At 39.4% G+C, this 26,139-nt stretch carries 28 protein-coding genes and 1 tRNA gene; 2 read left to right on the top strand and 27 right to left on the bottom strand.

Annotated features, from left to right (window positions below; translation table 11 throughout):
* Nucleotides 1–111 precede the first annotated feature (111 nt).
* Nucleotides 112–678, top strand: coding sequence for an NAD(P)H-dependent oxidoreductase (locus tag E7L28_RS05635; protein WP_316604244.1), 567 nt, complete (start codon nt 112–114; stop codon nt 676–678).
* 108 nt (nt 679–786) lie between these two features.
* Here E7L28_RS05635 and E7L28_RS05640 read toward each other — a convergent pair whose 3' ends face one another.
* From E7L28_RS05640 to E7L28_RS05735, 21 genes are all read right to left on the bottom strand, one after another.
* Nucleotides 787–1,584, bottom strand: coding sequence for an abortive infection family protein (locus E7L28_RS05640; RefSeq protein WP_316604243.1), 798 nt, complete (start codon nt 1,582–1,584; stop codon nt 787–789).
* A 289-nt stretch (nt 1,585–1,873) separates the two neighbouring features.
* Nucleotides 1,874–2,380, bottom strand: a complete 507-nt coding sequence (locus E7L28_RS05645) for a YfbM family protein (protein WP_316604242.1) — start codon at nt 2,378–2,380, stop codon at nt 1,874–1,876.
* A gap of 103 nt (nt 2,381–2,483) precedes the next feature.
* Nucleotides 2,484–3,077, bottom strand: coding sequence for a hypothetical protein (locus E7L28_RS05650; RefSeq protein ID WP_316604241.1), 594 nt, complete (start codon nt 3,075–3,077; stop codon nt 2,484–2,486).
* A gap of 29 nt (nt 3,078–3,106) precedes the next feature.
* Nucleotides 3,107–3,913, bottom strand: a complete 807-nt coding sequence (locus E7L28_RS05655) for a hypothetical protein (protein ID WP_316692225.1) — start codon at nt 3,911–3,913, stop codon at nt 3,107–3,109.
* A 25-nt stretch (nt 3,914–3,938) separates the two neighbouring features.
* Nucleotides 3,939–4,481 carry a hypothetical protein gene (locus E7L28_RS05660; RefSeq protein ID WP_120055055.1) on the bottom strand — a complete coding sequence of 181 codons (543 nt, stop codon included), beginning with the start codon at nt 4,479–4,481 and terminating at the stop codon, nt 3,939–3,941.
* Nucleotides 4,482–4,517: 36 nt separating this feature from the next.
* Nucleotides 4,518–5,024 carry a hypothetical protein gene (locus tag E7L28_RS05665; RefSeq protein WP_316604240.1) on the bottom strand — a complete coding sequence of 169 codons (507 nt, stop codon included), beginning with the start codon at nt 5,022–5,024 and terminating at the stop codon, nt 4,518–4,520.
* A gap of 71 nt (nt 5,025–5,095) precedes the next feature.
* Nucleotides 5,096–5,527: a hypothetical protein gene (locus tag E7L28_RS05670; RefSeq protein WP_278467445.1), complete on the bottom strand. Its 432-nt coding sequence runs from the start codon at nt 5,525–5,527 to the stop codon at nt 5,096–5,098.
* A gap of 20 nt (nt 5,528–5,547) precedes the next feature.
* On the bottom strand, nt 5,548–6,363 hold the full coding sequence (locus E7L28_RS05675; RefSeq protein WP_316604223.1) for a DUF2262 domain-containing protein: 816 nt from the start codon (nt 6,361–6,363) through the stop codon (nt 5,548–5,550).
* A 51-nt stretch (nt 6,364–6,414) separates the two neighbouring features.
* Nucleotides 6,415–7,245, bottom strand: a complete 831-nt coding sequence (locus E7L28_RS05680) for a DUF6630 family protein (RefSeq protein ID WP_316604222.1) — start codon at nt 7,243–7,245, stop codon at nt 6,415–6,417.
* A gap of 249 nt (nt 7,246–7,494) precedes the next feature.
* Nucleotides 7,495–7,571 (bottom strand) — tRNA-Arg (locus tag E7L28_RS05685).
* 48 nt (nt 7,572–7,619) lie between these two features.
* On the bottom strand, nt 7,620–8,612 hold the full coding sequence (locus E7L28_RS05690) for a 5'-nucleotidase, lipoprotein e(P4) family (RefSeq protein WP_287517329.1): 993 nt from the start codon (nt 8,610–8,612) through the stop codon (nt 7,620–7,622).
* 353 nt (nt 8,613–8,965) lie between these two features.
* Nucleotides 8,966–10,429, bottom strand: coding sequence for a catalase (locus tag E7L28_RS05695; RefSeq protein WP_287517328.1), 1,464 nt, complete (start codon nt 10,427–10,429; stop codon nt 8,966–8,968).
* Nucleotides 10,430–10,744: 315 nt separating this feature from the next.
* Complete coding sequence (locus E7L28_RS05700; RefSeq protein WP_004694573.1) at nt 10,745–11,029, bottom strand: hypothetical protein; 285 nt, start codon at nt 11,027–11,029, stop codon at nt 10,745–10,747.
* 88 nt (nt 11,030–11,117) lie between these two features.
* Nucleotides 11,118–12,650, bottom strand: a complete 1,533-nt coding sequence (gene dinB / locus E7L28_RS05705) for a DNA polymerase IV (protein WP_195213363.1) — start codon at nt 12,648–12,650, stop codon at nt 11,118–11,120.
* Between the two features lie 2 nt (nt 12,651–12,652).
* Nucleotides 12,653–12,997, bottom strand: coding sequence for an ArsR/SmtB family transcription factor (locus tag E7L28_RS05710; RefSeq protein WP_004694570.1), 345 nt, complete (start codon nt 12,995–12,997; stop codon nt 12,653–12,655).
* Nucleotides 12,998–13,536: 539 nt separating this feature from the next.
* On the bottom strand, nt 13,537–14,820 hold the full coding sequence (locus E7L28_RS05715) for an adenylosuccinate synthase (protein ID WP_316692021.1): 1,284 nt from the start codon (nt 14,818–14,820) through the stop codon (nt 13,537–13,539).
* A 74-nt stretch (nt 14,821–14,894) separates the two neighbouring features.
* Entirely contained in the window at nt 14,895–15,167 is a 273-nt protein-coding gene (locus E7L28_RS05720) for a helix-turn-helix domain-containing protein (RefSeq protein WP_316055502.1), read from the bottom strand.
* A gap of 1 nt (nt 15,168) precedes the next feature.
* Nucleotides 15,169–15,273, bottom strand: a complete 105-nt coding sequence (locus E7L28_RS09815; RefSeq protein ID WP_287529297.1) for a hypothetical protein — start codon at nt 15,271–15,273, stop codon at nt 15,169–15,171.
* A 323-nt stretch (nt 15,274–15,596) separates the two neighbouring features.
* The gene (locus E7L28_RS05725) at nt 15,597–16,769 is read right to left on the bottom strand and encodes an MFS transporter (RefSeq protein WP_316692020.1); all 1,173 of its coding nucleotides are present in this window, start codon (nt 16,767–16,769) and stop codon (nt 15,597–15,599) included.
* A 120-nt stretch (nt 16,770–16,889) separates the two neighbouring features.
* A complete protein-coding gene (gene purB / locus E7L28_RS05730) occupies nt 16,890–18,185 on the bottom strand; it encodes an adenylosuccinate lyase (protein ID WP_316604217.1) in 1,296 nt (431 codons plus the stop codon).
* 146 nt (nt 18,186–18,331) lie between these two features.
* Nucleotides 18,332–19,279, bottom strand: a complete 948-nt coding sequence (locus E7L28_RS05735) for a zinc metalloprotease HtpX (protein WP_004698199.1) — start codon at nt 19,277–19,279, stop codon at nt 18,332–18,334.
* A 180-nt stretch (nt 19,280–19,459) separates the two neighbouring features.
* Here E7L28_RS05735 and E7L28_RS05740 point away from each other — a divergent pair, with 180 nt between their 5' ends.
* On the top strand, nt 19,460–19,870 hold the full coding sequence (locus tag E7L28_RS05740) for a CAAX protease (protein WP_316073390.1): 411 nt from the start codon (nt 19,460–19,462) through the stop codon (nt 19,868–19,870).
* A 67-nt stretch (nt 19,871–19,937) separates the two neighbouring features.
* Here E7L28_RS05740 and E7L28_RS05745 read toward each other — a convergent pair whose 3' ends face one another.
* From E7L28_RS05745 to scpA, 6 genes are all read right to left on the bottom strand, one after another.
* A complete protein-coding gene (locus tag E7L28_RS05745; protein WP_316604216.1) occupies nt 19,938–20,768 on the bottom strand; it encodes a hypothetical protein in 831 nt (276 codons plus the stop codon).
* 4 nt (nt 20,769–20,772) lie between these two features.
* The gene (locus E7L28_RS05750; RefSeq protein ID WP_004694558.1) at nt 20,773–21,177 is read right to left on the bottom strand and encodes an ExbD/TolR family protein; all 405 of its coding nucleotides are present in this window, start codon (nt 21,175–21,177) and stop codon (nt 20,773–20,775) included.
* Complete coding sequence (locus tag E7L28_RS05755) at nt 21,174–21,779, bottom strand: MotA/TolQ/ExbB proton channel family protein (protein WP_287508032.1); 606 nt, start codon at nt 21,777–21,779, stop codon at nt 21,174–21,176. The genes E7L28_RS05750 and E7L28_RS05755 overlap by 4 nt, the downstream gene beginning before the upstream one ends.
* A gap of 301 nt (nt 21,780–22,080) precedes the next feature.
* A complete protein-coding gene (locus tag E7L28_RS05760; protein WP_004698152.1) occupies nt 22,081–22,338 on the bottom strand; it encodes a hypothetical protein in 258 nt (85 codons plus the stop codon).
* Nucleotides 22,339–22,699: 361 nt separating this feature from the next.
* Entirely contained in the window at nt 22,700–23,953 is a 1,254-nt protein-coding gene (gene meaB, locus E7L28_RS05765; protein ID WP_004694551.1) for a methylmalonyl Co-A mutase-associated GTPase MeaB, read from the bottom strand.
* Nucleotides 23,946–26,135 (bottom strand): methylmalonyl-CoA mutase, encoded by a 2,190-nt coding sequence (gene scpA, locus E7L28_RS05770; RefSeq protein WP_004694550.1) that lies wholly within the window; start codon nt 26,133–26,135, stop codon nt 23,946–23,948. The genes meaB and scpA overlap by 8 nt, the downstream gene beginning before the upstream one ends.
* Between the last annotated feature and the right edge of the window lie 4 nt (nt 26,136–26,139).

The raw sequence follows: 26,139 nt of genomic DNA on the forward strand, positions 1-26,139 counted from the left end.
CCATTTACTTTCAGAATAAATACTCTTCACTAGACTTTAACTTAATATAGATACCATTTTACTATACAAATTGCTTCAACCTGACGATGATTAAATAGAAAGGAACTAGCCATGAATATTTTAATCATTTACACCTATCCTAATCATCAAAGTTTTAATAGCGCTATTCTGAAAGTAGTGCAACAGAATCTTTCAAAAGACCACAATGTAAAGACCTTGGATTTATATGAGGAGCAATTCGATCCTATATTGCGATTTGATAACACGCACAAACGTCGAGATTTAAGCACTGTGCCGGACATGGAAAAGTATCGCAATATGATTACTTGGGCGGACCATATCATCTTTATCTACCCAATTTGGTGGAGCGGTATGCCCGCAATGCTCAAAGGCTTTATCGATCGCGTATTTACAGCGGGCTTTGCCTATTCATACGGTAAAAGAGGCCTTATAGGTCATTTACAGGGGAAATCGGCCTGGATTATCACAACCCACAACACTCCCGCCTTTTTGACGCCGTTTATCCAGGACTATGGCAAGGTGTTAAAAAATCAAGTTCTGAAATCCTGCGGCATTAAACCTGTTACATATACCCAGTTGACGGGCACAGAAAACAGCTCAGATGAAAAACGCCGGCGCTTCTTAGATAAAATCGCTAATATCGCCAGCAGTATATAAAAATTATGGTGCGCGTATCAGAAATCAAAACAGCGATACACAAACAAAAAATTGCCACTCTATTTTATTGTGCCAATATAACAGTCAAAAATTTCATAATATTTTAATTTATTCCCTACGTTCATTATGCGTTTCCCATAAATATTGCATTAATGAAAATGATATATTTACCGCTAAATAAGCGTGTCTTTTCGTTAATCCCTGATATTGTGCGCTTCGCCCATGACCAGAACCATAATAGTTTCGTAGCTCTGCCATGCAATTAACAACACCAGATAGGTGTGCTAAAAGGCTAGCAACTAGCTTACCTTCTGGACGTTCCATATTAACTGATTCAGAAGAAATACCTAATATATTAAAAGTTTCTTTTGTTAATTTATTTAAGTTAATTGGAATTCGTTCTTGAAAGTTTCTTTGCTGTAATATTGTTTTACAACAACTTTCTAAAACTTCCTTTGCCTTACCAATAGCCTCTGTAGGATTAACATTTGCTTCATTCAAACACCTTTGTAACTGATCTGACATATATTCTGTAGAAAACGCACTTTCTAAATCATCAAAAATGGCAGCGGTTACCGCTGTACCACCAAAAGGTTCTCGATCCAAGATTTCTCTACATTTAACATACAAACCATAATATTTTTTATCTTTATGTTCAATTTCATAATGGTAGTTAGCTTCATAATAACTAACTAAATCAGCTAAAAGTTTTCTTGCTTCATCTGGCGAGCACTCTAAAAGAAATGCCTCTAATGATTTTCCTTTAGAAAGCCCATAATGATTACATAAAGCAATACCAATACTATTTATAGTAAAATTATCAAAACTATTTGTACTAAAATTCAATACATACCCATTCCGATTTAATAAACTAATAAAATATTGTTTTTCAACATTGGTAATCACAATATCCCCCTATTTAATTTATAAAATACCTTTATCTCCCCCTTATACTCTTATTATATCGTTACTAATATAATATACAAGAAGACTATTTATACTAAATGTCCATAATTTTATATAAATTATTAAAAGCAAAAAGGCATAGATCATACAAAACCTTATGCCTATTATAATTTGTATTGGTACACCTAACCATAACTAAACTCTTCCTTGCTCATATCTTTATAGACGCCCCATTTTATAAGTAACTTCTTTAGCTTTCGTTGAGAACATACCAAATCTAAGAATCTACTTAATAAATCGTAATCATCACATGCCCAGTCGATTCTAGTACTTTTTTATAAAACCCTTTCATCTGCTCGAAGTCATGGAGAAGCTCATCTATGATTTCCTCCTCTTCTTCGTCATAGTCCCAAATATTTGGGTATAACTCAGCCTCTTTACAGGCTTTCATATCGAAAGATTCGAGTGCTTGTTCCATATCAAACTGCTCTAAAGCCGCTACAATATCAGCTATTTGAGAATGTTCCGTATAGGCCATATAGTCTGATAAATCCTCTATAGACGTTACACCAAGCACAGCTTGACTAAGTGGATTATCATCTATTCTATGATCAGTACTCACACCAGTAAGCACGAAGTGAAGGACATCCCACATCTTATCGATGTCGAGCAATAACTCGTCCTCATCGCTCCACTCTTCAACGGTTTCAAAAAGATCCTTCTTTGATGAGCCTAACCCTTTGAGTTCTTTTAAGCTTTCATCACTTATACAATTATAATTTGCAATGAGTCCCATACTCTAAAACCTCCCTAGATACTCAGTAATCTAAAACTTACATAGTTACTTAGGAATCTATAATCTCCATAAATGCCGAATAATTCGAAGCCTCCACTGATAGTTAGTTTTCTATCTCTGTCAACAATTCTAGCAACGTAACCTCATATTTGTTATTTTTGTCTAACAATGGCTTACATAATAGAAGCACTTGTAAAGAATAGTAGTAGAAGCTAAAGAACAGATCATCCGGAAATACCTCTTCTTCCTCATATCTAAGAACATCTTCATCTTCATCATATTCTTCAGACCAAAGATACTCTTCGTTGAGCATATCCTCAAAGTTCGATAATTGATCTACATGTTCTAGCATAAGACCATCTCTAATACACTCAGCAATAATGATGAATAATTCAGCTAATTCTTTTACTAAATATCTTGCGATCTGATTATGGCCTTGTTCTTCAACGGCTTTTTTAAAAATACGTAATAGAAAAATCAACGCAAAGGGCGTAGCATGCCATAAAGTCGATTGATGCTCAATGTTTTGGGCCAGCTCTTCACCTGCCGCATCAATGGCATCAACGTCCTTCATATCCCACAACACCTCAAAATGAGCAGGAAAATCTGTAGCACGGCCGTAAGTTGTGGTCAAACGATGCCAGGGTATATCACTGACTTTCACAGTTTCTATATATGTTTGAGTTGTTGCATTCATCGCATCTACTCCCTTTTTTAGCGCAATAATTATTGGTGAACAATATCTTTCACCAATTCATTAGTATCTATCAGGCGAATTCTACCTCTTCTAGGCTCATCTGTAATCTCGGTGTAGATATCGTCCAATGTGCCTGCCGGTGCTAGTTTCCACAGCTTGCACGGATACAGTTCAACAGCCCCAATGATTTCTAAATGGTCTAGCAATAGGCCTAGATCTTTATGATTAAACCAACAATCGGTATCGATACCGAAATTTGTATTATCTTTACGACAGGAAATTTGACTATTTAAAAAATCATCCATACTAGGTTTGTGCGCTTGTAAAAGTCTTGTACAGGCCAAATGGTACTCGATTTTCCGCGGTGATTGATCCACGTCAGATACAAAAATAACTCCATACTCGTTTTCAAACGTAACAGCTAATACGTCGCCCACCTTAAAATGAGGTTCTCGCTTTGTTTTAGATTTACGAACCTTTAGAGGCTTTGGATTTTCACTTTGTAGTTGTACGGCTAATGTATCTAACACCTTTTGCCGTTGTTTGAGCGCCTTACTATCAATTTCTAGCCAAAACTCATGAGCGCCCTTCGCGATTATGTCTAATGCATTCTCTTTGATATCCTGCGGCAGATGACCTATCTTCCACAGCGAATAGGCTACGGCAGTCCAATAAATTTCTGTATAGAATTCGTCAGTACAAAAATTCTGCTCTTCAGCCAGAATTTCTGAAACAATGGTATCAATACTGATACCATCTCTATAGCGCTCAACAATCAAATTATAAATATCATGGCCATCATCACTATCTATGATTTTTACTCCATCAATAGCCATATAATTCTCCTTTTAAACAATACGTCTAGAAAAACAGATTATGTGATTCTGTAACGGTTCCATCATCTTCATGGAAATAACAAATATATAAAGGGGCTCGATGTGCAGCGTCATAGAATTTTTGTAATTCAGCAGCCACATTTGCTTCTAAAGGCATGCCTAGCACCTGAACAACGGTTTCCCATACATCCATTTCTGTATAAGAAGCGATTTGATCATGTCGCTCATTGGCATAGGCTTCAAGAGTAGATATGTCCGTATATTGGCTGGCATCACAATAATCATGCCAGCAAATGCTATACACCAACAAATGGATTAAATCATCTACACTTTCAGCTATACGACCACATTCCCCTTCGCTACTCATATATCCGATAGAGCCATCCTCTAATTGATGATATTCGCCACCGGCACCATCACGAGCAAAAGCTACTCCGTCCACGGAAAAGGTACATCGCCCCTCTACCTCATCACGTTTTGTAGGTTCATCGAGTAAAAAGAAATCAAATAGAGCATCAAAATTTGCTGCCAAGCTAGAATCTTCACACAATAGTTTTAAATAATCCATATTCTTCCCTCTTATTGATTCTCTCATCTCTCTATTTCATCTATTATTTTCTCGTAATGCCAATAATGCAGAAACTTCATCCATGTCGAGATTAAACATATTACTTTCAATATCAATTGGCTCAAAATAGTAGCGAACCGTATCCGCCCCAAATTCATCGTCTAATTTGGACCATTCTGCCCCTGAAAGCACGGTAAATCCGAGCGTATCATCGCCAAGGCTTTCAGCAAACCAGCGCACCTCATAATCAGGTTTAACGAAGTCATTAAAATATTTGATGGTCACATCCCGATCTTTCTCATCACCGTAAGGAATTAAGAGTTCTTTATCGCCTTTTTGTAGCATAATATCGTCACCATAGGGCTTGCCATTACTAACGGTTTGAATATCGATAGGCTCATCTATCATATCATTGAAATAACGCACCACATCTTCGTCATCCTCGTGCCAGTCAACCCAGATAATAGCCTCAGAATCAAATAAATCATCTAAATCCATATCATGACTAAAGAAATCTTTGACTAATTTATACATATCTTCCATAGGCTCTCTCCTGCATATCACTTATATTTTTAGGTAGAATACAACACCAGTATCACCACTTTCAAACAACTCTATAAGGTTTCGTATATCACATCTTGTTGAGCCGTAAAGTTTTCATCAAAAGGAACCAAAACATATAGATGTCCTGCTGAGGATTCTCCCACATCATAGCCTAGTGCAAATGCATCGTAACAACCTGATTTATCCAGCATTATATCCGTTAGCGTTAGTACAACAGACTCTTCTTGCGGTATTCCCTTTTGTATGAGCCCCTTCGCCAGTTGGTCTAATTCATCTAATTGAACATATAATTGCTCCCATATTGATAGTGAAAGTACATCATCTTCAGTATAACCGGTACAACTAATATTAAGTTTTTTAAAGGCTTGTCCTACATTCTCTAAACGATTAATGCCCAATCGGCGAGATACAAAGTAAACGCCATACGGTTCTTCAGACCAGCTTTCAACATTCCATAATGTCATTAATTCCGATTTTCTCATTAGGACGCTCCATTAGTTAATCAGCCTGCAATATCTGCATCAACAGGGTTCCCATCCGCATCAATATGAGCTATGATACAGTGCCCCCAGAAAATATCATCATCGTCATAATAGACCTCTATGGAGCCATCGTTACGAAACGCCAATTCACCCATCGTAATACGCTTAGCAAATACGTCTGATGTAATCGGATCTTGATCGTCATTGTCGAGCCAGTAATTAGCGAGTTCTAACAAGGTCTCACTAATATATATACTAATTCGTTGTTCAAATGCTTTGAAATTATCGATTGTATTGAAAGCAGCCAATGCTGTGGTACAGCTTTCATCAGAGCCCTCATCCACATCAAGAGTGAATGCATAATCACCAATTCTCGCTGTGTAATATTGATACTCTCGATTTAAGAGGAAATCGCCCCTATCGGTATGAAGGTATTTAGGAGTTTTCAAATACGCCGACAACGCCTCTAACTTGCTATGTTTAGCATGTTCCTCTAACACCTCGAGTACATAATAGCGATTATTCCAAGACGGGCGCATATAGCCCAAGTCCTCTAAGGGTTTTGCTTTCTTAACTAACAATTTATAGACCCCATGAGGCTCAAAAGAATACCCCCATCTATCGTCAAGACCCTCAATAATCCACGTCAAAATGCCTTCGCTACGGTCAAGCACACCGGTTCGAGTATCTAAAATAGCATCGGTAGACACTAATGGTCTATGGTACTTATCTAAATAAGGACTAGCTCCATTCGCATCACTGCGCGGCAATGCATAAATTTCAAATACTTCCGGCTCAAACTCTGCTTCATATTCTGGTAGACGTACAATACTCATATGACTCTCTCCTACATTATAATCACGCTACTCATCATAATTTCTGTTATATCATGAGCGTTCAGCTACATCGATTCTATGTAATAGTTCTTTTGCTAATTCTTGGGCTGTTTTGAATTCCTCATTTGAAAGTACCATAAGTACAAAGCTATCGGTTCCGATGTCCATGCCTGCTAACTTATAGTTTACCCACGTAGAATTAAGATCAGCACACCAATCCATAATACATTGGTCTTCATCTAATGCTGCTGTATCAATAGTTAGATTTTCGCTAGTATCTAAAGACTTGTTACGTATTAATTTCTGCACATTATGAACAAAATCCTCTAGTTCACACTTACAGCTTAGCTCTACGGCATATCCTTTAGATACTAGTTTCTCATAAAGGTTCCACCAACTATCTTCTAATTCTTCCATGGAGCGCAACTTAGCCTCGGGCATAAAAGATTTACCTTGTTTAGCATCGCCTAGTAATAACGTTGCTAGCTCTGTAAATGTTGGTTTCATCTGCTCTATATCTAGATTTGCTACTTCTACACACAAACTACGATCAGGTACTCTGCGTTTTGTCACAAAAGCCCGCATCATCTTCACTGCATCAGGATAACTTACATCAGCCATACGATACGTCTTACCATCTATGTCTAAGAATATATCTACTGCATCCTGTGTTTTCCCTACACGGGCTTTCATCGTAGTACAACCATTGATCGCATGAGGTGGGTATAACTCCATGTACATGAAAAATCCATCATGCATGGCCTTTAGAGTATTATCTATACCAACTATGTTAAAACCGTTTCGATTATAATCAGGGCTCTTCATATGCCACTCCTCGTAGTTATCGAAGAGCTTTTCTTGAATCCAATTGTAAAAGCTCATATACACTCTCCACTATACACTGCCCTTTACATACAATAATTATCTTAATTATATCATTATAAAGAGATACTTATCATAAAACTTATGTTTAATTAGCATAAGAATAATTTCTGATAAAATAGGTTTTCAAACCGATTCTGCTCTATGAGACAGTGTTTTAGATCTCAAAACCTAAAAAGAGCCAAGATTTAAGTCTTGGCTCCTAAAAAGACATAATACTAAAAAACATATGCCCATTAATTATTTTATTGGTGCGCCTAACCGGAATCGAACCAGTGACACGCAGTTTAGGAAACTGCCGCTCTATCCAACTGAGCTATAGACGCATGTATACTTTATTATATCGTTTTTAATAAAGTATACGCAAGGCGTCCTTATTGTTGTAGGTATTGGTTATTTACTTGTTTTTGTTCTTCTGGGCTTAGGTTTTGGTAGCCTTTAGCTAATGCACTTACCCAAGATCCGTAAGCAGGGTTTGGGAATACCACAAAGGTAGTACCAAAGTCTTCTTTATGAGCATCGATGATGCCATTTCTTTCAGCTAGTGTCTTGCCTTTTGTGCCGATTGGGAAATCGCCCGCGTTATCGCCCATGTATACAACGACATAATATTTTTTAGCAATCATATCAAAGCGGGGTTGTTTGTCAGAGTCTTTTTCGAATAGTAGCACATGGTCTTTATCAATAGATGGGAATCCTAATTCTTTAAAGTTCTGTATCGTTACATCAAGGTTTACTGGGGCGTAACGGTTTGATACGTAGAAAATTTCTACCCCTTGTTTATGTACTTCATTTAGGAATTCAACAGCGCCAGGCATGGCTTGCGATTTGCCTTGATGCACGGCTTGACGCCACCAAGGAGCATCAAAACGGCCATTACCATTTACAATGCTTTCACCCATCAACTTGGTATTATCCACTACGGTTTCGTCCGCATCAAGAACGATAGCTAAAGGTTTTCTTTGATGAGATGGATCAGTAACGGCCATCTTAACAGCATTCATTGCCACATTATACCCTTGATACGCCAATGCTCTGTACTCTGCAGAGGTACGCATCCATAGCAAGCCCATCGTTTCAGTTTCGGCTTGGTACTGTTGCTTTTGCTTGAGGGCTTCCTGTGCCGCTACATCATTAGCTACTACATTATTAGTTACTGTATTATTTGTTGTAGTACTAACTCCATCATTCTTAACTGCTGTAACAGTAACAGGCTGAGCTGGTTGAGCCTGCGTTACAACAGCAGCAGAAACAGGGCTATTTGTTTTTACCTTAGTCGGAGAATCCGCTTGTACCACAGGCCCCATACAAAGGCTTCCTCCAATACAAGCCACCGCCACATACCATGCCAAACTACTAGATTTCATAACTGCCTCCTATTCACATGTAACGTTTCGTGCAAATTCAACATATCATATAATTCTACATAGTTATACTAAAATCCTTTTAAAATTTGTATATTTTTAACACAGCAAAAGAGCCCTTGCTACACATCTTTGATGATTCTTAACTTAGATGTGATTAGCAAAGGCCCCTTAAAGGGTTTTATTTGTTTATAAGATAATTGGTGTCAGTGTATAAAAATTTTGTGTGAATTTAGATTTTTTATAGATTTGTTTTTATATAAGTGTAAGAGAGTTATTAGTTAAGAAAGTTCTTTTCAATCGTTAGTATTATTTAGATAAACTATTTTAATGTTGCTTAAATAATATCTTTAGTCTTATTTCACATCACTAAAATCAATGTCCATGCCCAATGCTTTGGCAACGCCTTCACCATAAGCTGGATCGCATTGGTAACAATGTTTTGCATGACGTTCTTTGATGAAATCAGGTACACCATTCATAGCCGCTGCCGTATTGTCAAACAAGGCTTGTTGTTGTTCAGGGCTCATGAGGCGGAACAGTTTACCTGGTTGTGTAAAGAAGTCAGAGTCGTCTTCATAGAAGTCATATTGGTAGGCTGGGCCAGATACGTCGAGAGGAGGATTTTTGAATTCCGGTTGTTCAGCCCATTCACCAAAGCTATTTGGTGCGTAGCCAATTGTAGACCCATGGTTTCCATCTATACGTCCTTGACCATCGCGATGATAGATATTTACAGGACATTTAGCGGCATTAACAGGGATTTGATAATAATTTGCCCCTAGACGATAGCGTTGCGCATCCGCATAGGAGAACAAACGACCTTGTAGCATTCTGTCAGGAGAGAAAGAGATACCAGGAACGATAGTTGTTGGTGCAAATGCAGCTTGTTCTACATCTTGGAAATAATTTTCTGGGTTGCGGTTAAGTTCCATCACACCAACTTCGATTAATGGGAATTCGTCATGATACCATACTTTTGTTAAATCGAATGGATTGTATGGCATATTGTTAGCTTGTTCTTCGGTCATCACTTGGATGCATAATTTCCATTTAGGGAAATCGCCTCTTTCAATAGCCTCAAAGAGGTCACGTTGATGACTTTCACGGTCACTAGCTACCACATTAGCCGCCTCAGCGTCAGAAAGATTTTCAATCGGTTGTTGGCAAACCCAATGGAATTTAACCCATACGCGCTCATCGTTTTCGTTAATAAGACTGTATGTATGACTGCCAAAACCATGCATTGTGCGGTAGGATTTAGGAATACCACGGTCACTCATGACGATTGTTACTTGGTGGATCGCCTCTGGCAAGCTAGTCCAGAAATCCCAGTTTGCTGTCGCATCGCGAAGATTTGTTTTCGGATTCCGTTTTACAGCGCGGTTCAAATCAGGGAATTGCAATGGATCGCGGATAAAGAATACAGGTGTATTGTTACCTACGAGGTCCCAGTTTCCTTCTTCCGTATAAAATTTTACGGCAAAGCCACGAATGTCGCGTTCTGCATCGGCCGCACCACGCTCACCGGCAACGGTGGAGAAACGTACGAATAACGGCGTTTGCTTGCCTACTTCAGAGAAAATTTTTGCTTTCGTATATTTTGTAATATCGTTAGTTACTGTGAAAGTACCAAATGCACCGGATCCTTTAGCATGCATGCGGCGTTCAGGAATCACTTCGCGCTCAAAATGCGCTAATTTCTCCATGAGCCAAACATCTTGCATCAATACAGGACCACGTTTACCTGCTGTAGCAGAGTTGCGATTATCTGGTACGGGAGCGCCAAAGGCGGTTGTTAGTTTCTTTTCATTATTCATGTTACAAACTCCTACTTAGAGATCAAAATTAAAGTAATTTACTTTACATAATTTTTAAATCATATATCTCAATTACGATAAAATTATTAATGGATAATTATTATCCATTAATATGTAATTAGAATAGCACAAATTTTTTAACATAACAACCCTAAACCTTTATAAATTTTGTATACACGATATCATTTATAATTTTAAAATGAGAATTTCAATGTTATATATTTAAATTCTGTTAAGATATACCTACAAAAATACGCAAAACAAAAAACACCTTGTTTCTACTAACTTGTAGATCACAAGGTGTTTTCATTCAATTTATGCCGGACGACTCCAATCAACTTGTACGTCGATCGCTTCCCACATACGTGTTAAAGCTAACTTAAGATTATCCAAAGATTCTAATGGTTTTACGGTCAATCGTTCATACGTATCAAGACCTGTAGCATGCTCAATAGCATGTTCATTATTCAAGTAAGCGATTACCTTATCAACCCACTCTTGTTCAGGTAAATCTACGGACACTGTTTTTGTTTCTGTATCATAGGACAAGAAACCATTGCTGTTTACGCCATAATGAATGGCCACACGAAATAAACTCATATCTATACCTCTCTTGCGGTAATTTATTAACACTACACCCATATTGTAACACGAACAATTATATTAGCGAAAGTATTCAATATAATCTTTATAAGTCCTTTTTGACGGTCTTTTTAGGTCCTTCAATAGATGGGTGTGTATCTGCAATTGTAGACCGATTAGCCTCTTTAGTTGAGACTACATCAACATTAATAGACTCCCCATCCTCTTGATCAGGCTGTGCATCCACTGCCGCTTTCAACTCTGACCGTTTTCTGCGTATTCCATTGTCTCCGTGAAAGCGTTGCCATAACGCCCCACTCATGACAGCGGTTTCACCAAATTTAGACTCTAAGGAGTCTAACACACTAGATAGCTTATCCTCTGTTTTATCCTGTGGGGATTCAAAGAGACTGTCCTGCATAGGAACCTCCTCATCGAGACCACTCACAGTAAGGCCTAATAAACGGATAGGACCAGGCGGATCCATAAAAGTAATCTCACTAGAACTACTATATTTAGAAGTACTATATTTAGAACCAATATGGTTAGAACGATTATCTTTAGAACTACTATATCTAAAATCAGTAGATTTCACTTTCATAGTTGCCCCTAGTGCTTCTACGTCTTTCTTTGTACCTTTCGGATTCTTACTCATTTTATCTTGCATGAGCTTATTCCACAAGAGCAGCGCAGTTTCAAAAAATACATGCTCATGATCTGACGGCGTATCTAGCCGCTTCTGCCGTGATACGGTAGTGAAATCATCATACCGAACCTTGATAGATACAGTATGTCCATAAAGGCTACGTCTCCGAAGCCGTTTCGATAAACGGTTTGCAAAGTACCTAAATTCTAATTCAATAGCACGGCCTTCTGTGAGATCTTCTTCATAGGTTTCCTCAGCGCCAATCGATTGTGTCTTTCGGTCTGTTTCAACAGGTCTATCATCGATACCATTCGCGAGTTCCCATATGCGCTTTGCCTGATTTCCAACAAGAGGAATTAAAGTGCTTTCATCAGGCAAAGACTGAATATGACGTATCAGATGAAAGCCACCAGCTTTTAAAATTTTCTCTGTCCGAGGGCCAACACCCCAAATACGTTTAATAGGCAAAGGAGCTAGCACCTCTTTTTCACGACCGTATGGGATGACCACAAGACCATCTGGCTTATCTAAATCAGAGGCTAATTTAGCAAGAAATTTATTGGGTGCTAAGCCTGCAGAGATAATAAGTCCTGTTTGCTCGAATACACGATCTTTAATGGCTTGTCCTAGCGCTTTAGGACCACTATACATGGTAGACATGCCGCTCACTTCAAGAAAGGCTTCATCAATAGATAGAGGCTCAATATAAGGGGTGAATTCTTTCATGATGGAAAAAATTTGGTTCGACACTTCTTTATATCGATCCATCCGAGGATATACATAGATGCCATCAGGACAGAGTTTCTTAGCCCTCGAGATTGGCATCGCAGAGTGAACACCAAATTTTCGAGCCTCATAGGAACAGGTAGCTACAACACCACGTGAAGAAAGACCACCCACGATTACGGGGTGGCCTTTATACTCTGGATGATCCAGTTGTTCTATGGACGCGAAGAATGCATCCATATCAACATGCATAATCCAACGTCTCATTGTTACGCTTCTTTTTCGTGCTCAGAAATGCGGCAGTATTTAATTTGCGCGCAAATGCACTCATCTTTAGTTTTGTATAATTGAGGGAGAATATCTAAAATATCCGCAAATGTAGCTTCATTAATGGAGTAACGCGTCCATAAACCATTACGTTGAGAGTTAACTACACCTGCATCAATTAAGATTTTCATGTGGTAACTCAACGTAGATTGAGACAAATTGAAGCTCGCTAAAATATCGGCTGCACATAATTCATTGCAAGACAACATATCGATGATGTGTAATCTCGTTTCATCACTTAATGCCTTAAAAATCGTCGCTAAACGTTCGTAAGAAACTTCAACCATATCTTTAACTCCTCAGATCCTTATCAAAAAATATCAATCTACTTCTTGGTATTATTATATACTATTTCTTAATGTAAATCTATTTTTTTCTTTATATTTGTATCTTAATAATTTATTATGAATACAAAAAAATTATAGATAAGTAAATTTCGTCTTATTATAAACTAATTTAAGCACGTATCTCTTTGTATAAAATGAATATTTTAAACAAATTTTCATTTTATAGATTTATCTGAATATACATTTTTTTGTATATATAACAATTGCGCTCTATTATCCATTATATATTTCTCGATATACTCACACTTTAATAACTATATAGCATACTTCGATATACCGCACCACTGTAGCAACCTAAAGGATTAGATATAGAGTATCCACGTTTATATTCTACATCTATTCAACACAAAAGACCCCTCTACGAGGGGTCATATCTGTATAATTCTATAAATCGATTGCATAGCAAAAAATATTAAAATGTATAATATTATATCAATGCTACCAAATACAAATTTCCTATTATATCAAATTAGTATAGCTTAGAATACATTTACTAAGTCGATAGTTTGGCTACGGTTAGGGCCAACGGATACGATACCCAAAGGTACACCTGTTACTTCAGCAATGCGTTCTACATATTTACGAGCATTTTCAGGCAATTTGTCGTATTCACGAATACCAGAGATATCAGTTTCCCAACCTGGCAATGTTTCGTACACTGCTTCGCATGCTTCAAGATCTTTCAAGTTAGCTGGGAAGCCTTCTACGTCTTTACCATTTAATTTGTAACCTACACAGATTTTCAATTCTTTGAAAGTATCAAGAATATCCAAGCGAGTTATAGCCAAATAATCAAGGCTGTTAAGACCTGCTGCGTATTTTACAACCATGAGGTCTAACCAACCACAACGACGAGGACGACCCGTTACAGTGCCGAACTCATGACCAAGTTCACGAAGGTTATCGCCAGTTTCGTTAAGAAGCTCTGTAGGGAACGGACCTGCACCAACGCGCGTAGCGTAAGCTTTTACTACACCGAAGATGTTTTTCAAGTAGTTAGGACCCACACCAGCGCCTGTGGAAGCGCCACCTGCAATTGGATGAGAGGATGTTACAAATGGATATGTACCATGATCAAGGTCGAGCATAGTAGCTTGAGCACCTTCGAACAATACCTTTTTATCCTCTTTTACAGCTTTAAGAACAGCCGCATTAGTATCTGTTACATAAGGCTTCAACGCTTCAGCGTATTTGATGTAATCCGCTAAGATTTCATCGTAGTTAACAGGTTCAGCATCGTATACCTTAGTAAGCATTTTATTTTTGAACTCTACATTGTACGCTAATTTTTGTTTAAATGTTTCCATATCATACAAATCGCAGATACGGATGCCGATACGATTGATTTTATCAGCATAGCAAGGACCAATACCATTTTTAGTAGTACCGATTTTAGCATCCCCTTTAGATGCTTCTTCCGCAGTATCTAGAGCGATATGGTATGGCATAATGACATGTGCACGGTCAGAAACTTGAAGGGTTTTAGCAGATCTGCCTTGCTTTTCAAGGCCTTCAATTTCTTGTAACAAAACTTTAGGGTCGATAACAACACCAGTACCCACAATATTTTGTTTGTTATCGTATAAGATACCACTTGGCAAAAGGCGAAGTGCAAACGCTTTATCATCAACTACAACAGTATGACCCGCGTTATTACCACCTTGACTGCGCACCACAACATCCGCACGTTCTGCGATCCAGTCAACAATTTTACCTTTCCCCTCGTCACCCCATTGAGTGCCGATAACCATACTAGTTGCCATATCTATATCCTCCATATGAAAGTCTAAATAATTCAATATCATTATACAACAATGTTCGGATTCTGTGAAAGTATTTATACAAATTCAATTTTTAGTTTCTTCCCAAACGCATGGGCTATTTTCTGTAAAGTTTTTAAGGATGGATTGCCATTACCATTTTCAATCTTACTAATATCAGACTGTGTAATACCTGTTAACCCAGATAATTGCATTTGCGTCATATGTGCTGCTAATCGCGCCTCAACTATATTCTGAATAATTTGGTACTCATCATCTAACGCATCCCACTCTTTCTTAAACTTCGGATTTTTTAATTGTTTCTCTAAATATTGATCTAACGTTTCCATATTATGTATACCTCTCAATATAGTCATTTTTATATTTAATAGCTAATTCAATTGCACTCTTTGGTGTTTTTATAGATTTCTTTACAAAACCATTTGTTAAAACAATCTTTCTAGCGTATCCCCACTTAGAGTTTCATAAAAAACAACAGAAAACGTATCCATGTCATTCCTCCTAATACTAGAAGAAATCTTTACTTAATTATATGTTAAAACATATATCAAGTAAAGATATTGAAATATAGAAAATCAAAGTCTTACTATATCCAATATAGATAACTGGTTTATTAAAGTAAACAAATGGGAGGTGACCAATGGTCACCTCCCATGTATTGACATTTTATCGAATCAAAATATTCTATTTTAGTTCTTTTATACGATTTTGCTACTTACATGTTATTATGTCTTTAATATGACCCTATTGCATTGATGTTATTTTGGTTCTTTTAACCAGAAGCTCATAAGCAAGCCTATAACCCCTACAGGGATCAGTGTCATCAATGCCGTTTGTACGTCATAAATATCTGCTAGATGTCCTACATAAGGTGCCACAAGGCCACCTAAGGTAATGCCAAGGCCTAGCGTAATACCAGATGCAAAGCCCGCATTTTTAGCAAGGTATTTTTGACCTAACACCGTAATTGGCCCGTATTGTGAGAACACACCAAAGGCCATCGGTATCATGGCGCCAAAGAAGCCCCAAACGTTAGGCACAAAGATAAATACTAAAACAGAAGGCAAGAAAATCAGATTACCTAAGCGCACAGTTTTAAGAAATCCAAGTCTATCCGATAAAGCCCCTCCCATATAGGTAAGAACGGCCCCCATCGCAAAGTACGCAGTAAGGGCCAAACTAGATGCACTAGCTTCACCATTAATAACGGTAATATACAAAATAGGAATAAAGATAGCCAATACAGAGAAGAGTATAGATCGAGAGGCAATCACAAAAAATAACTTACCAAAGCTCGCCCAATCATTTGTAGCAGTACTAAGAACCTTAGAACGACTTTCACGGTTACCAGTATCAACAGTATCAGCAGTATCATCGGTATCAGCTTCACCCTCGCCCATAAAGGCATAGAGATATAGCAATACGCCAAGTAGCGCGATAATCGTAAATACCCAAAGGAATTGTCCCCCAAAGACATATACACCCCCAGCGAGGAGAGGTCCAAGTGCAAAGCCAGCGCTACCACCGACTGCAAAGCGCCCCATAGCATTACCAAGCTCATGAGATTGCGTACGATTTACCAGTAGAGCTGCCTCAGGATGGAATAATGCGGCCCCTACCCCGGCCAAGAGCGACAAAGCAAGAATCATTTCGTAACTCGTAGCAATCGCTATAGCACTAATGGATACCAATGTAACCGAAAAGCCTACAGGAATAAACCACGGCACGCGCCAACGATCTGCTACATAGCCCAAAATAGGCTGAGCTATGGATGCAACTACGGTGTTACAAAATATAATAAACGCCGATTGATAATAATTAAGTCCAAAGTTAGTAATAAAGAATGGTATCAACGCAGCTAATGAACCTTGCCCAAAGTCATTAATGCAGTGAAAAATAGGTGGTCCGTACTTTCTTATGATACGTTTCATATAACCTCCTAATACAAAACAGGTAGGCACAGCCAACGCCTATTGCATGTACCATTGTACCATAGGCTGGTTGGTCTATACCTACCCTAATTTTATATGTTATGTGGAAAGCGCCTACAATTATAGGCCAAAGCGAGCCATGATTGTATCTACATGTCTTAGCAATTTATATGGGTCGAAGCATGCATCAATTTCCTCATCAGTCATGTATTTCTTAATATTTTCATCAGCTTTTAAACCTGTTGCAAAGTCTTTGCCTTCAAGCCAGCGTTCCATAGCATGTTTTTGAATCCAACGGTATGCTTCGTCACGTACCGCTCCTTTATCTACAAGGTGTGTCAAAATTGTTTGGCTGAATACGAGACCCCCTGTAAGGTTAAGGTTTTTAAGCATAGTTTCAGGGTATACCAACAACTTATCAATGGTGCGAATGGTTAGGTGCAACATATAATTTAACGCGATTGTCGCATCTGGCAAGATAACCCGTTCTACAGAGCTATGAGAAATATCGCGTTCATGCCACAATGCTTGATCTTCGTAAGCAGATTGTGCGTAACCACGAAGCAAGCGAGCCATACCACAAATTCTTTCACATGTAATAGGGTTGCGTTTATGAGGCATCGCAGAGGAACCCTTTTGTTTAGGGCTGAAATACTCTTCTGCTTCGCGCACCTCTGTACGTTGTAAGTGACGGATTTCTAAAGCGATTTTATCCAATGTGCCGCCTACAACAGCAATAGTGGACAATAATTCAGCGTGGCGGTCACGTTGTACTACTTGTGTAGCGATTTTAACAGGTTCAAGACCTAATTTTTCGCATACGTATTGTTCTACGAATGGATCGATATTGGAGTATGTACCAACTGCACCAGACAATTTGCCAACAGCAACGCTTTTACGAGCATGTTCCATGCGTTCAATATCACGTTCTACCTCTGCCATCCACAATGCCAATTTCAAGCCGAATGTAGTTGGTTCGCCGTGAATACCGTGGGTACGGCCAATCATAGGTGTGTATTTGAACTCCGCTGCACGACGACGCAATACTTCGTGCAAACGCTTTAAGTCATCAATTAAGATATCGCAGGCTTGTTTCATCATATACCCAAGCGCCGTATCTTTCACGTCTGTAGAGGTAAGGCCAAGATGGATGTATTTAGCCGCTTCAGGACCTACGTATTCACCCACTGCTGTTACGAAGGAAATGATATCATGGTTTGTTTCCTTTTCGATTTCATGAATGCGCTCAACGTCGAAATTGCCCTTTTCCCGAATTGTTTTCGCCGCTTCTTTAGGAATGACGCCCAACTCAGCTTGTGCCTCAGAGGCGAGGGTCTCCACCAATAACATTGTATCGAATTCGTTGCGTTCGCTCCAAATATGGCCCATTTCTTCTCGTGTATAACGTGGTATCATGATATCTCCTTTGCATGATAAAAGCTAGATTTATAGGATTATTGTACCATATGTGAAAGCTCCATTCAACGAACGGGTCTAAATTTTCCGAATGATAATTATATTAATTTTACTTATTGTTCGTATTTATTAAATTAATTATCACTTTAACGATTTTCTTTAAGACTTTGCTTGAGATTATATACCTCTATCCCTTCATTGATACGTTGTATTCGCTTAATCATTTTTGGATGAGTAATAAACAAGCGACTGAAAAATCCTGTACTTTCACAATCATATAATTCACCATTCTCTAGAATACCAATTTGTTCAGTAGCAAGTCCTAATGAAACTAGACCATCACGCAGCTCCCGCCCCAAACCAATCGAAACGGCATAGGCATCAGCAGCATACTCTCGACGACGGCTATCAAAATAATAGGTAATCCACTTCGGTAATAGAAGTACATATTTCACGATTGCAATCATAACGATAAGAATTAATTGAATAATACGTACTACGATATTAACAATTGGTATAATAGCCAGTATATTTAAAGCAAAATTTAGATATATTACAAGATTTAAAATTAATTGCCCTAGTCGATCCATAGCATAGGTAATGGTTAAATAGATAGTATCACGATGTCGTAAATGGCCTAATTCATGGGCAAGAACACCTAATAAATGCCGTTTATCTAACGAATACAAGGCTCCTGTATAAATCGTAATGTGATTTAATCCAGATGCAAAGGCATTAATTTCCTCATCTGTACGCATGCGCAATATCAGTGAGTTACGTGCTACACCGCTAAATGCACATAATTCCTCAAACAGCGGTTCAATATATTCAGATTCTTCTGCATTTGGTTTTCTTTCACCTTGCAATACATGGACAATCCAACTAAAAGGTGGCAAAAATAATCCGATGGCCACAATAATAGGCAACGCAAAGGATATAATAATATATACATCGAGCTTATCCACTAAATGTAGCGGTTTTATAAGCCAGTCCCATGAAAACGGATACACATATTGAACTACAGATTCTAAAATAGGAAAAAATACAAATACAATAATAACATTAACAATATAGGTAAGAATAACTTGAATCATAATCTCTCACTTTGATTTCTCATATAGTCATATAATAATAAATTAATCAATACTATATCATAGCTATACATTGTGATATATAATAAACATACAGACTAAATGTACTGCAAATAATTGCTCAATCTATACACGAGCTTTATACTAATAATAACAAACATTTCTACTATGGGGGAGGCTTTCATGGCAACTTTAAATCGTAAGGAACGCCGCGCACAGCGCAATGAATCTAATACTATAGGTATTCTATTACGTCTATTCTTTGGGCTCAGCTTTATCGGCTTGGCGGTAGTCCTTTTTGGCGAGTTTGATTACAACTTTATCTTCTCCATCTTTACGGCAGACATCGTAGTATCTTTAATTTACGTAATGATGAATAGATCCCGAATTACTACATCGTTAGCGGTACATACTAACGTACGCGTTATCATTGCATTTCTCATCATGTTGATTACCATGTTCTTCTACGCTTTCGCATTGTGGCGAGCTGATCAATTCAGCACTCCTATGCAGGTCACATTATTCATCGGCGGCGCCATCGTATATCTAGCCGTCTTCAACTCTACAAAAACAATGCTTACCAATCAAAATTAATACAATCTTTTTTCACAACCATAACAAAGAGGCATATCCCATACTAATGTATGTAAGATATGCCTCTTTATTGTCCTAAAACAACAGGAACCGCTAGATATACAGGTTCCCCTCTTCGATTGATAATAGAACCACTGCTTTTAACGATGCGCATTGCTTCCTCTTTGACTGGTTGCGGTACATCCTCAGCGATGAGCGGTGTATGTTCTCCTACGATGACATGTCCATTAATGTCAAAGTTAACGCGCACTACAACCTTACCTGTTACGATTGACCCCTTCCCCTGTTCTTGTACAGTTCGTAAATATTCTTGGGGATTTATATCCGACTTTTGTAAAAGTGCTTGTTGCCCTGGTGTTAGGAGCCCCCACGCAAGATCAGATAGGAAGGATAAATCACTAGCTTCGGCAAAGCCGTTTCCATTGGCATTCGGATCAGATGTTATATCCTTACCCATAGGAGCATTGTCAGGTTTAGAGGATTTCCCGTCTTTGGAATCATTTCCACCCGTAACTACAGCTTGTTCATTATTAGTCGTTTCCGATTCTATGGCCTTTGGAACGGCCCATTCACGACGATCATTAGATGTAGTCTTATTGGCATTTAAATTGTGAGCACTTTCATCACCTGTATTTTCCGTTACAAGAGGATCTGCCTTAGGCGCAGGGCCTTCTGGAGCCGGAGGTTCAACCGGTGGCTTATCCTTAGGTATAGGCTCAATAGCGGTAGTTTCCGCATCACTTTCACTATCCTCGGGCAGATGAAAGCTAACCTCTGCGGCATCATAAGCCACACCGGTTCCAACGATGCCACGCAAGGAAAGCCCCATGCCAGAGATAAGCATGATTGTAATGCCTAAAGATACAATAAAGGGTTTCAGATAATGTGATTCAAACATGGAATCACTTCCGTTCCGTAGCGACGCTAATATATTTAGCACCGTTCACCTTGAGCATGTCCAAAAGCTCGATAACATCGTTATAATATACATCTTTTGAAGCACGAATCACAAAGGCTTGTTGAGGTGCTTGTGTAACGATAGATTTGACCTCTTGCGCCAAGCGATCCGAAGAGATTTCCTGATTATCGATATATAGCGTGTGCGTTGTAGTTAAGGTAATGGTGATAGGTTCGATAGATTTCGCCGTAGACGTCGATGCAGATGGTAAATTAAGCGGAATTTGTTGCTCTGTATTCATGTACAGCGTGCCTACCATGAAAAATACTAATAAAAAGAATACGATATCAATCATAGGAATAATCATGATGGTAGGCTCTTTTTTAACCCCTAACGTGCGTCGTCTCATATATCATGTTCCTCGTTGTACGCATCAAGGATGTTGCCGCACTCATGTTCTAATGTCGCCACAGAATCATTGACCTTTGCTGCACAGTAACTGTGAAAGCCAAGGGCAATAATGGCCACGGTCAAACCTGTAGCCGTTGCCACTAAGGCTTCAGAAACACCACCTGTAATAATGGTCGGAGCCCCAATATCGCCACCTACCACAGCAAACGCACGAATCATACCGAGAACCGTCCCTAGCAACCCCAATAACGGAGCCATTGTTACAATCATGCTGAGCCAACTAAGGCCGCGTTTTAAACGTTCATCAGCGTACGACACTACATCTTGAAGGCGGTTTTCCAAGCCATTATAATTCTTTGCACTGCGGATAGCACGGGCAAATAAAGAACCAAGTTCCTCTGTATCCCGTTCCAAAACACTTGGTAACATAATCCAAGATTGGTTTTTCTCTAAGACCTTATTAAAACGGTGCAAATCCTTTGTAAACTTGCGATATAGAAAGATACGTTCAATGCCAATCATCAAGGTAAACAGTAAAAAAATCACCAGCGGATACATAACAAATCCACCAGCTACAAATAAATGCGCTATACTACTCATACTAACCTCCAAAAGCCACATACCTTTAGGCTCTATCCGGGTTAATTATACCACGTTTTATCCCACCGAAAACAGATATAGAGCGTAAAACCACAACATAAATAGATATAGGACGACTTGCAAGATAAATATAGACTAATTCGCTAGATAGACATAAGCTAGCTAAAGTCCACAGGATAAAATTAGGGTTATAGGGCAAGACCAACACGTTTTGTCCTATAACCCTAAAATTAAAATACAAAAAGGCTGCACTAGAAATGATATACATTCTAGTACAGCCTTTTATGCGTTCCTAAATAGATTAGTCTTTTTTAATAAAGCCTACAATGAAGCCACCTACTGACAGTGCAATGCCTAAACCGCTACAGAACATACCAATAGAATACCACAATGTGTAAGATTGGTTATTCTCAGAAATCGCCTTTGCTGCCGCTTGAGCATTTGTAGCATTTCTCGCAATTTCCAAATTAGCCGCCCCTGGATCTGGATTTAATAATAGAATCGCAATACCAATAATTAGAACGACTACACCTACAGGTAATAATAATTTTTTGTTCATTTGAATGCCCCTCTCGTAACATTAAACGATTAATAAATAATATAACTTAATTATACACTGATTTTTGCATTTTAAAAAGATGAACTTATATATTAATCATCTTTTATTAGACAATTAATAGCAAATAATTAGTCACAATTAGTTATTATGACATAGAAAAAGGCATAGTATGCAACTACTATTGGTCCAAATCCAACAGTGAACATTGATACTATGCCTTTTACAAATACATCTTTAATTATATCGAAATACATACGATTGCTAACGGAGTGCGTATTAAGATAAGTTATGCCGGCTTATCTAATATATATTTAGCAATACCATATATATTTAACAATACAATATGTATTTACCGATCTACTTATTGTAAGGACTTATCGAAAACGCCAATAAGTTCTTCAACGGCTTGAGATTCGCTCATTTCACCGTCTAAGACAGCAGCTTCGACTTCGCCCATGCGACCTTGAATGACTACATTATTAAAGAATAGGTTGTGCAAGTGTTCGTCAATCATATCGCGTACCCAACGAAGGGATTGTTCTTGACGGCGTTTTAAGAAAACTCCATTTTCTTTGCCTTGTTCAGTAAATTCTTGGATAACATCCCACAATTCATCGAGGCCATCCTTTGTGACAGCTGAACATGTATAGGCTTGAGTCTTCCATTTTTCCGTAGCCGGACGGATGTAATGCAACATCCGGTCATAATCACTACGAGCAATGAGAGCTCGTTTGAGGTTATCCCCATCGGCCTTGTTGACCACAATAGCATCAGCAAGTTCCATAACGCCTTTTTTGATGCCTTGCAATTCATCGCCTGCCCCCGTTAAAACGATGAGCATAAAGAAGTCTACCATGGAACGCACGGTAACTTCGCTTTGCCCAACCCCAACGGTTTCAACGAGAATAATATCGTACCCAGCAGCCTCGCAAAGTAGCATAGTTTCTCTACTTTTACGAGCCACACCGCCTAGTGTACCACCAGCTGGCGATGGACGAATATAAGCCTCTGGGTGTTTCGTCAACGTTTCCATCCGCGTTTTATCACCCAAGATACTGCCTTTTGTGACTTGGCTCGTAGGGTCTACAGCCAGTACGGCAACCTTGTAACCCGCTTCAATGAGCATGTTACCGAAGGCTTCAATAAACGTACTTTTACCGGCCCCAGGCACACCAGTAATACCGATGCGCAATGCCTTGCCCGTGCGAGGCAATACGGCTTGCAACACCTGTTGAGCTAGTTTGAAATGGTCCTTATTATTACTTTCTACTAATGTGATAGCCCGTGAAAGTATAACGCGGTCCCCCTGCTCGATACCGCGTACATAATCAGCGACAGTCAATTTCTTTCGCCGCTGTACGGGACGTACCGCTGGAGCCAGATGAGCAGAGCTGGATAAGAGGCCGTCATGCATTTCCTTGACGCCTTTCATTACGTGACACGCATAAGTGTCATCTTTCTTCGCTTCTTCTGGCACCCAGTCGGGACGATAGGTACTACCCTCGGTGCTTGCGTTTTTTACACCTAATTCAGGGGCCTTGCCTTCACCAGTGGTGAAAGTTGCATCCTGTGTATTGCGCAATTCATCCGGAGTAGGCCGTTTGTTATCAGTCATGAGACTCGTCTTGAACGTGACTAGTCAATGTTTCTAGTAATTTTTTCGCCGCTACTGGCAAAACTGTACCAGGGCCAAAGATAGCCACTGCGCCATGTTCGCGTAGGAATTCATAGTCCTGAGCAGGGATTACGCCGCCGATGGCAACTAAAATATCTCCACGGCCCCGCTTGTTGAGTTCCTCTACAAGTTGAGGCAATAATGTCTTATGCCCCGCCGCAAGAGAACTAAATCCGACAATATGAACGTCATTATCCACCGCATCTTGTGCTGTTTCTTCTGGAGTTTGGAACAAAGGTCCGATATCCACGTCAAAGCCCATGTCCGCGAAGGATGTAGCAATAACTTTGGCACCACGGTCATGACCGTCTTGGCCCATCTTCGCAATCATGATACGAGGACGACGACCTTCGAGTTCTTCAAAGTTATCCGCCATTTGGCGTACTTCTTTGATTACATCGTCATCTTCAAATTCGCTGGAGTATACACCGGAAATAGAGCGAATAACCGCTTTATGACGACCGCATACCTTTTCAACAGCAAAGGAAATTTCACCCAAGGATGCACGAGCACGAGCTGCTTCAAGTGCAAGAGCAAGTAAGTTGCCTTCACCCGATTCTGTAGCCTTTGTGATCGCTTCAAGACAGGATTGAACCTTTTCTTCATCCCGGTTAGCACGCAATTGTTCGAGACGACGAATTTGCGCTTCCCGTACAGCTGTGTTATCTACGTCGAGGATATCCAATGGATCTTCTTTATCTAGACGATATTTATTGATACCAATAATCGCTTCACGACCAGAGTCGATACGAGCTTGGCGACGTGCGGCAGCTTCTTCGATACGCATCTTAGGAAGCCCTGTATCGATCGCTTTCGCCATACCGCCAAGGGATTCGATTTCTTGAATATGACCCCAAGCGCGACGAATCAATTCGTCTGTCAATGCTTCTACATAATAGGAACCGCCCCATGGGTCGATAACCTTACATACCTTAGTTTCATCTTGGATGTAAAGCTGAGTATTACGCGCAATACGTGCAGAGAAGTCTGTAGGCAACGCAATGGCTTCATCAAGCGCATTGGTATGTAGAGATTGCGTATGACCTAACGCAGCACCCATCGCTTCCATACATGTACGAGCCACGTTGTTGAACGGATCTTGTTCTGTAAGAGACCAACCAGATGTTTGGCTATGTGTACGAAGTGCCATGGATTTAGGATTTTCAGAGCCGAAGCTATTGATAATCTTAGCCCACAACATACGAGCCGCACGCATTTTTGCCACTTCCATAAAGTAGTTTTTGCCGATTGCCCAGAAGAAGGACAAGCGTGGTGCGAACTGGTCAACATGAAGACCTGCATTAACACCGGTACGGATATATTCGAGACCATCGGCCAATGTGTAACCTAATTCGATATCCGCAGTAGCGCCCGCTTCTTGCATATGGTAACCAGAAATGGAGATACTGTTGAACTTAGGCATATACTGGGATGTATACGCAAAAATATCACCGATAATACGCATAGATGTAGCTGGAGGGTAAATATAGGTATTACGTACCATGAACTCTTTCAAGATATCATTTTGGATTGTACCAGCCATAACCTTTTTATCTACGCCTTGTTCTTCACCAGCCAAGATATAGAACGCCATTACTGGCAATACGGCGCCGTTCATTGTCATGGATACGGACATTTGATCAAGAGGGATACCGGAGAAAAGAATTTCCATGTCGAGGATGGAGTCTACCGCAACACCCGCTTTACCAACGTCACCTACTACACGAGGATGATCGGAGTCATAACCACGGTGAGTAGCAAGGTCAAAGGCGATAGACAAGCCTTTTTGGCCCGCTGCCAAGTTACGACGATAGAACGCATTGGATTCTTCCGCTGTGGAGAAACCAGCGTACTGACGTACTGTCCAAGGACGAGTAACATACATTGTGGAATAAGGTCCACGCAAGAATGGAGGTACACCAGCCATATAATCAAGGTGTGTCATCCCTTCATAATCCATCTCTGTATAGAGAGGTTTTAGTTGGATTTGCTCCATTGTTGTATTATATAAATCTTCAAAGCTTTTTCCTGTTTCTTTTTGAAGTTCAGCAAGCCATGCATCGCGAGATGTTGCTGTCTGAGATCCCAAGCCAAGAGAGGAGAAGTCTGGATTTTTAAACATGAGC

Source organism: Veillonella parvula, assembly GCF_032575955.1.
Classification (GTDB): domain Bacteria; phylum Bacillota; class Negativicutes; order Veillonellales; family Veillonellaceae; genus Veillonella; species Veillonella parvula_J.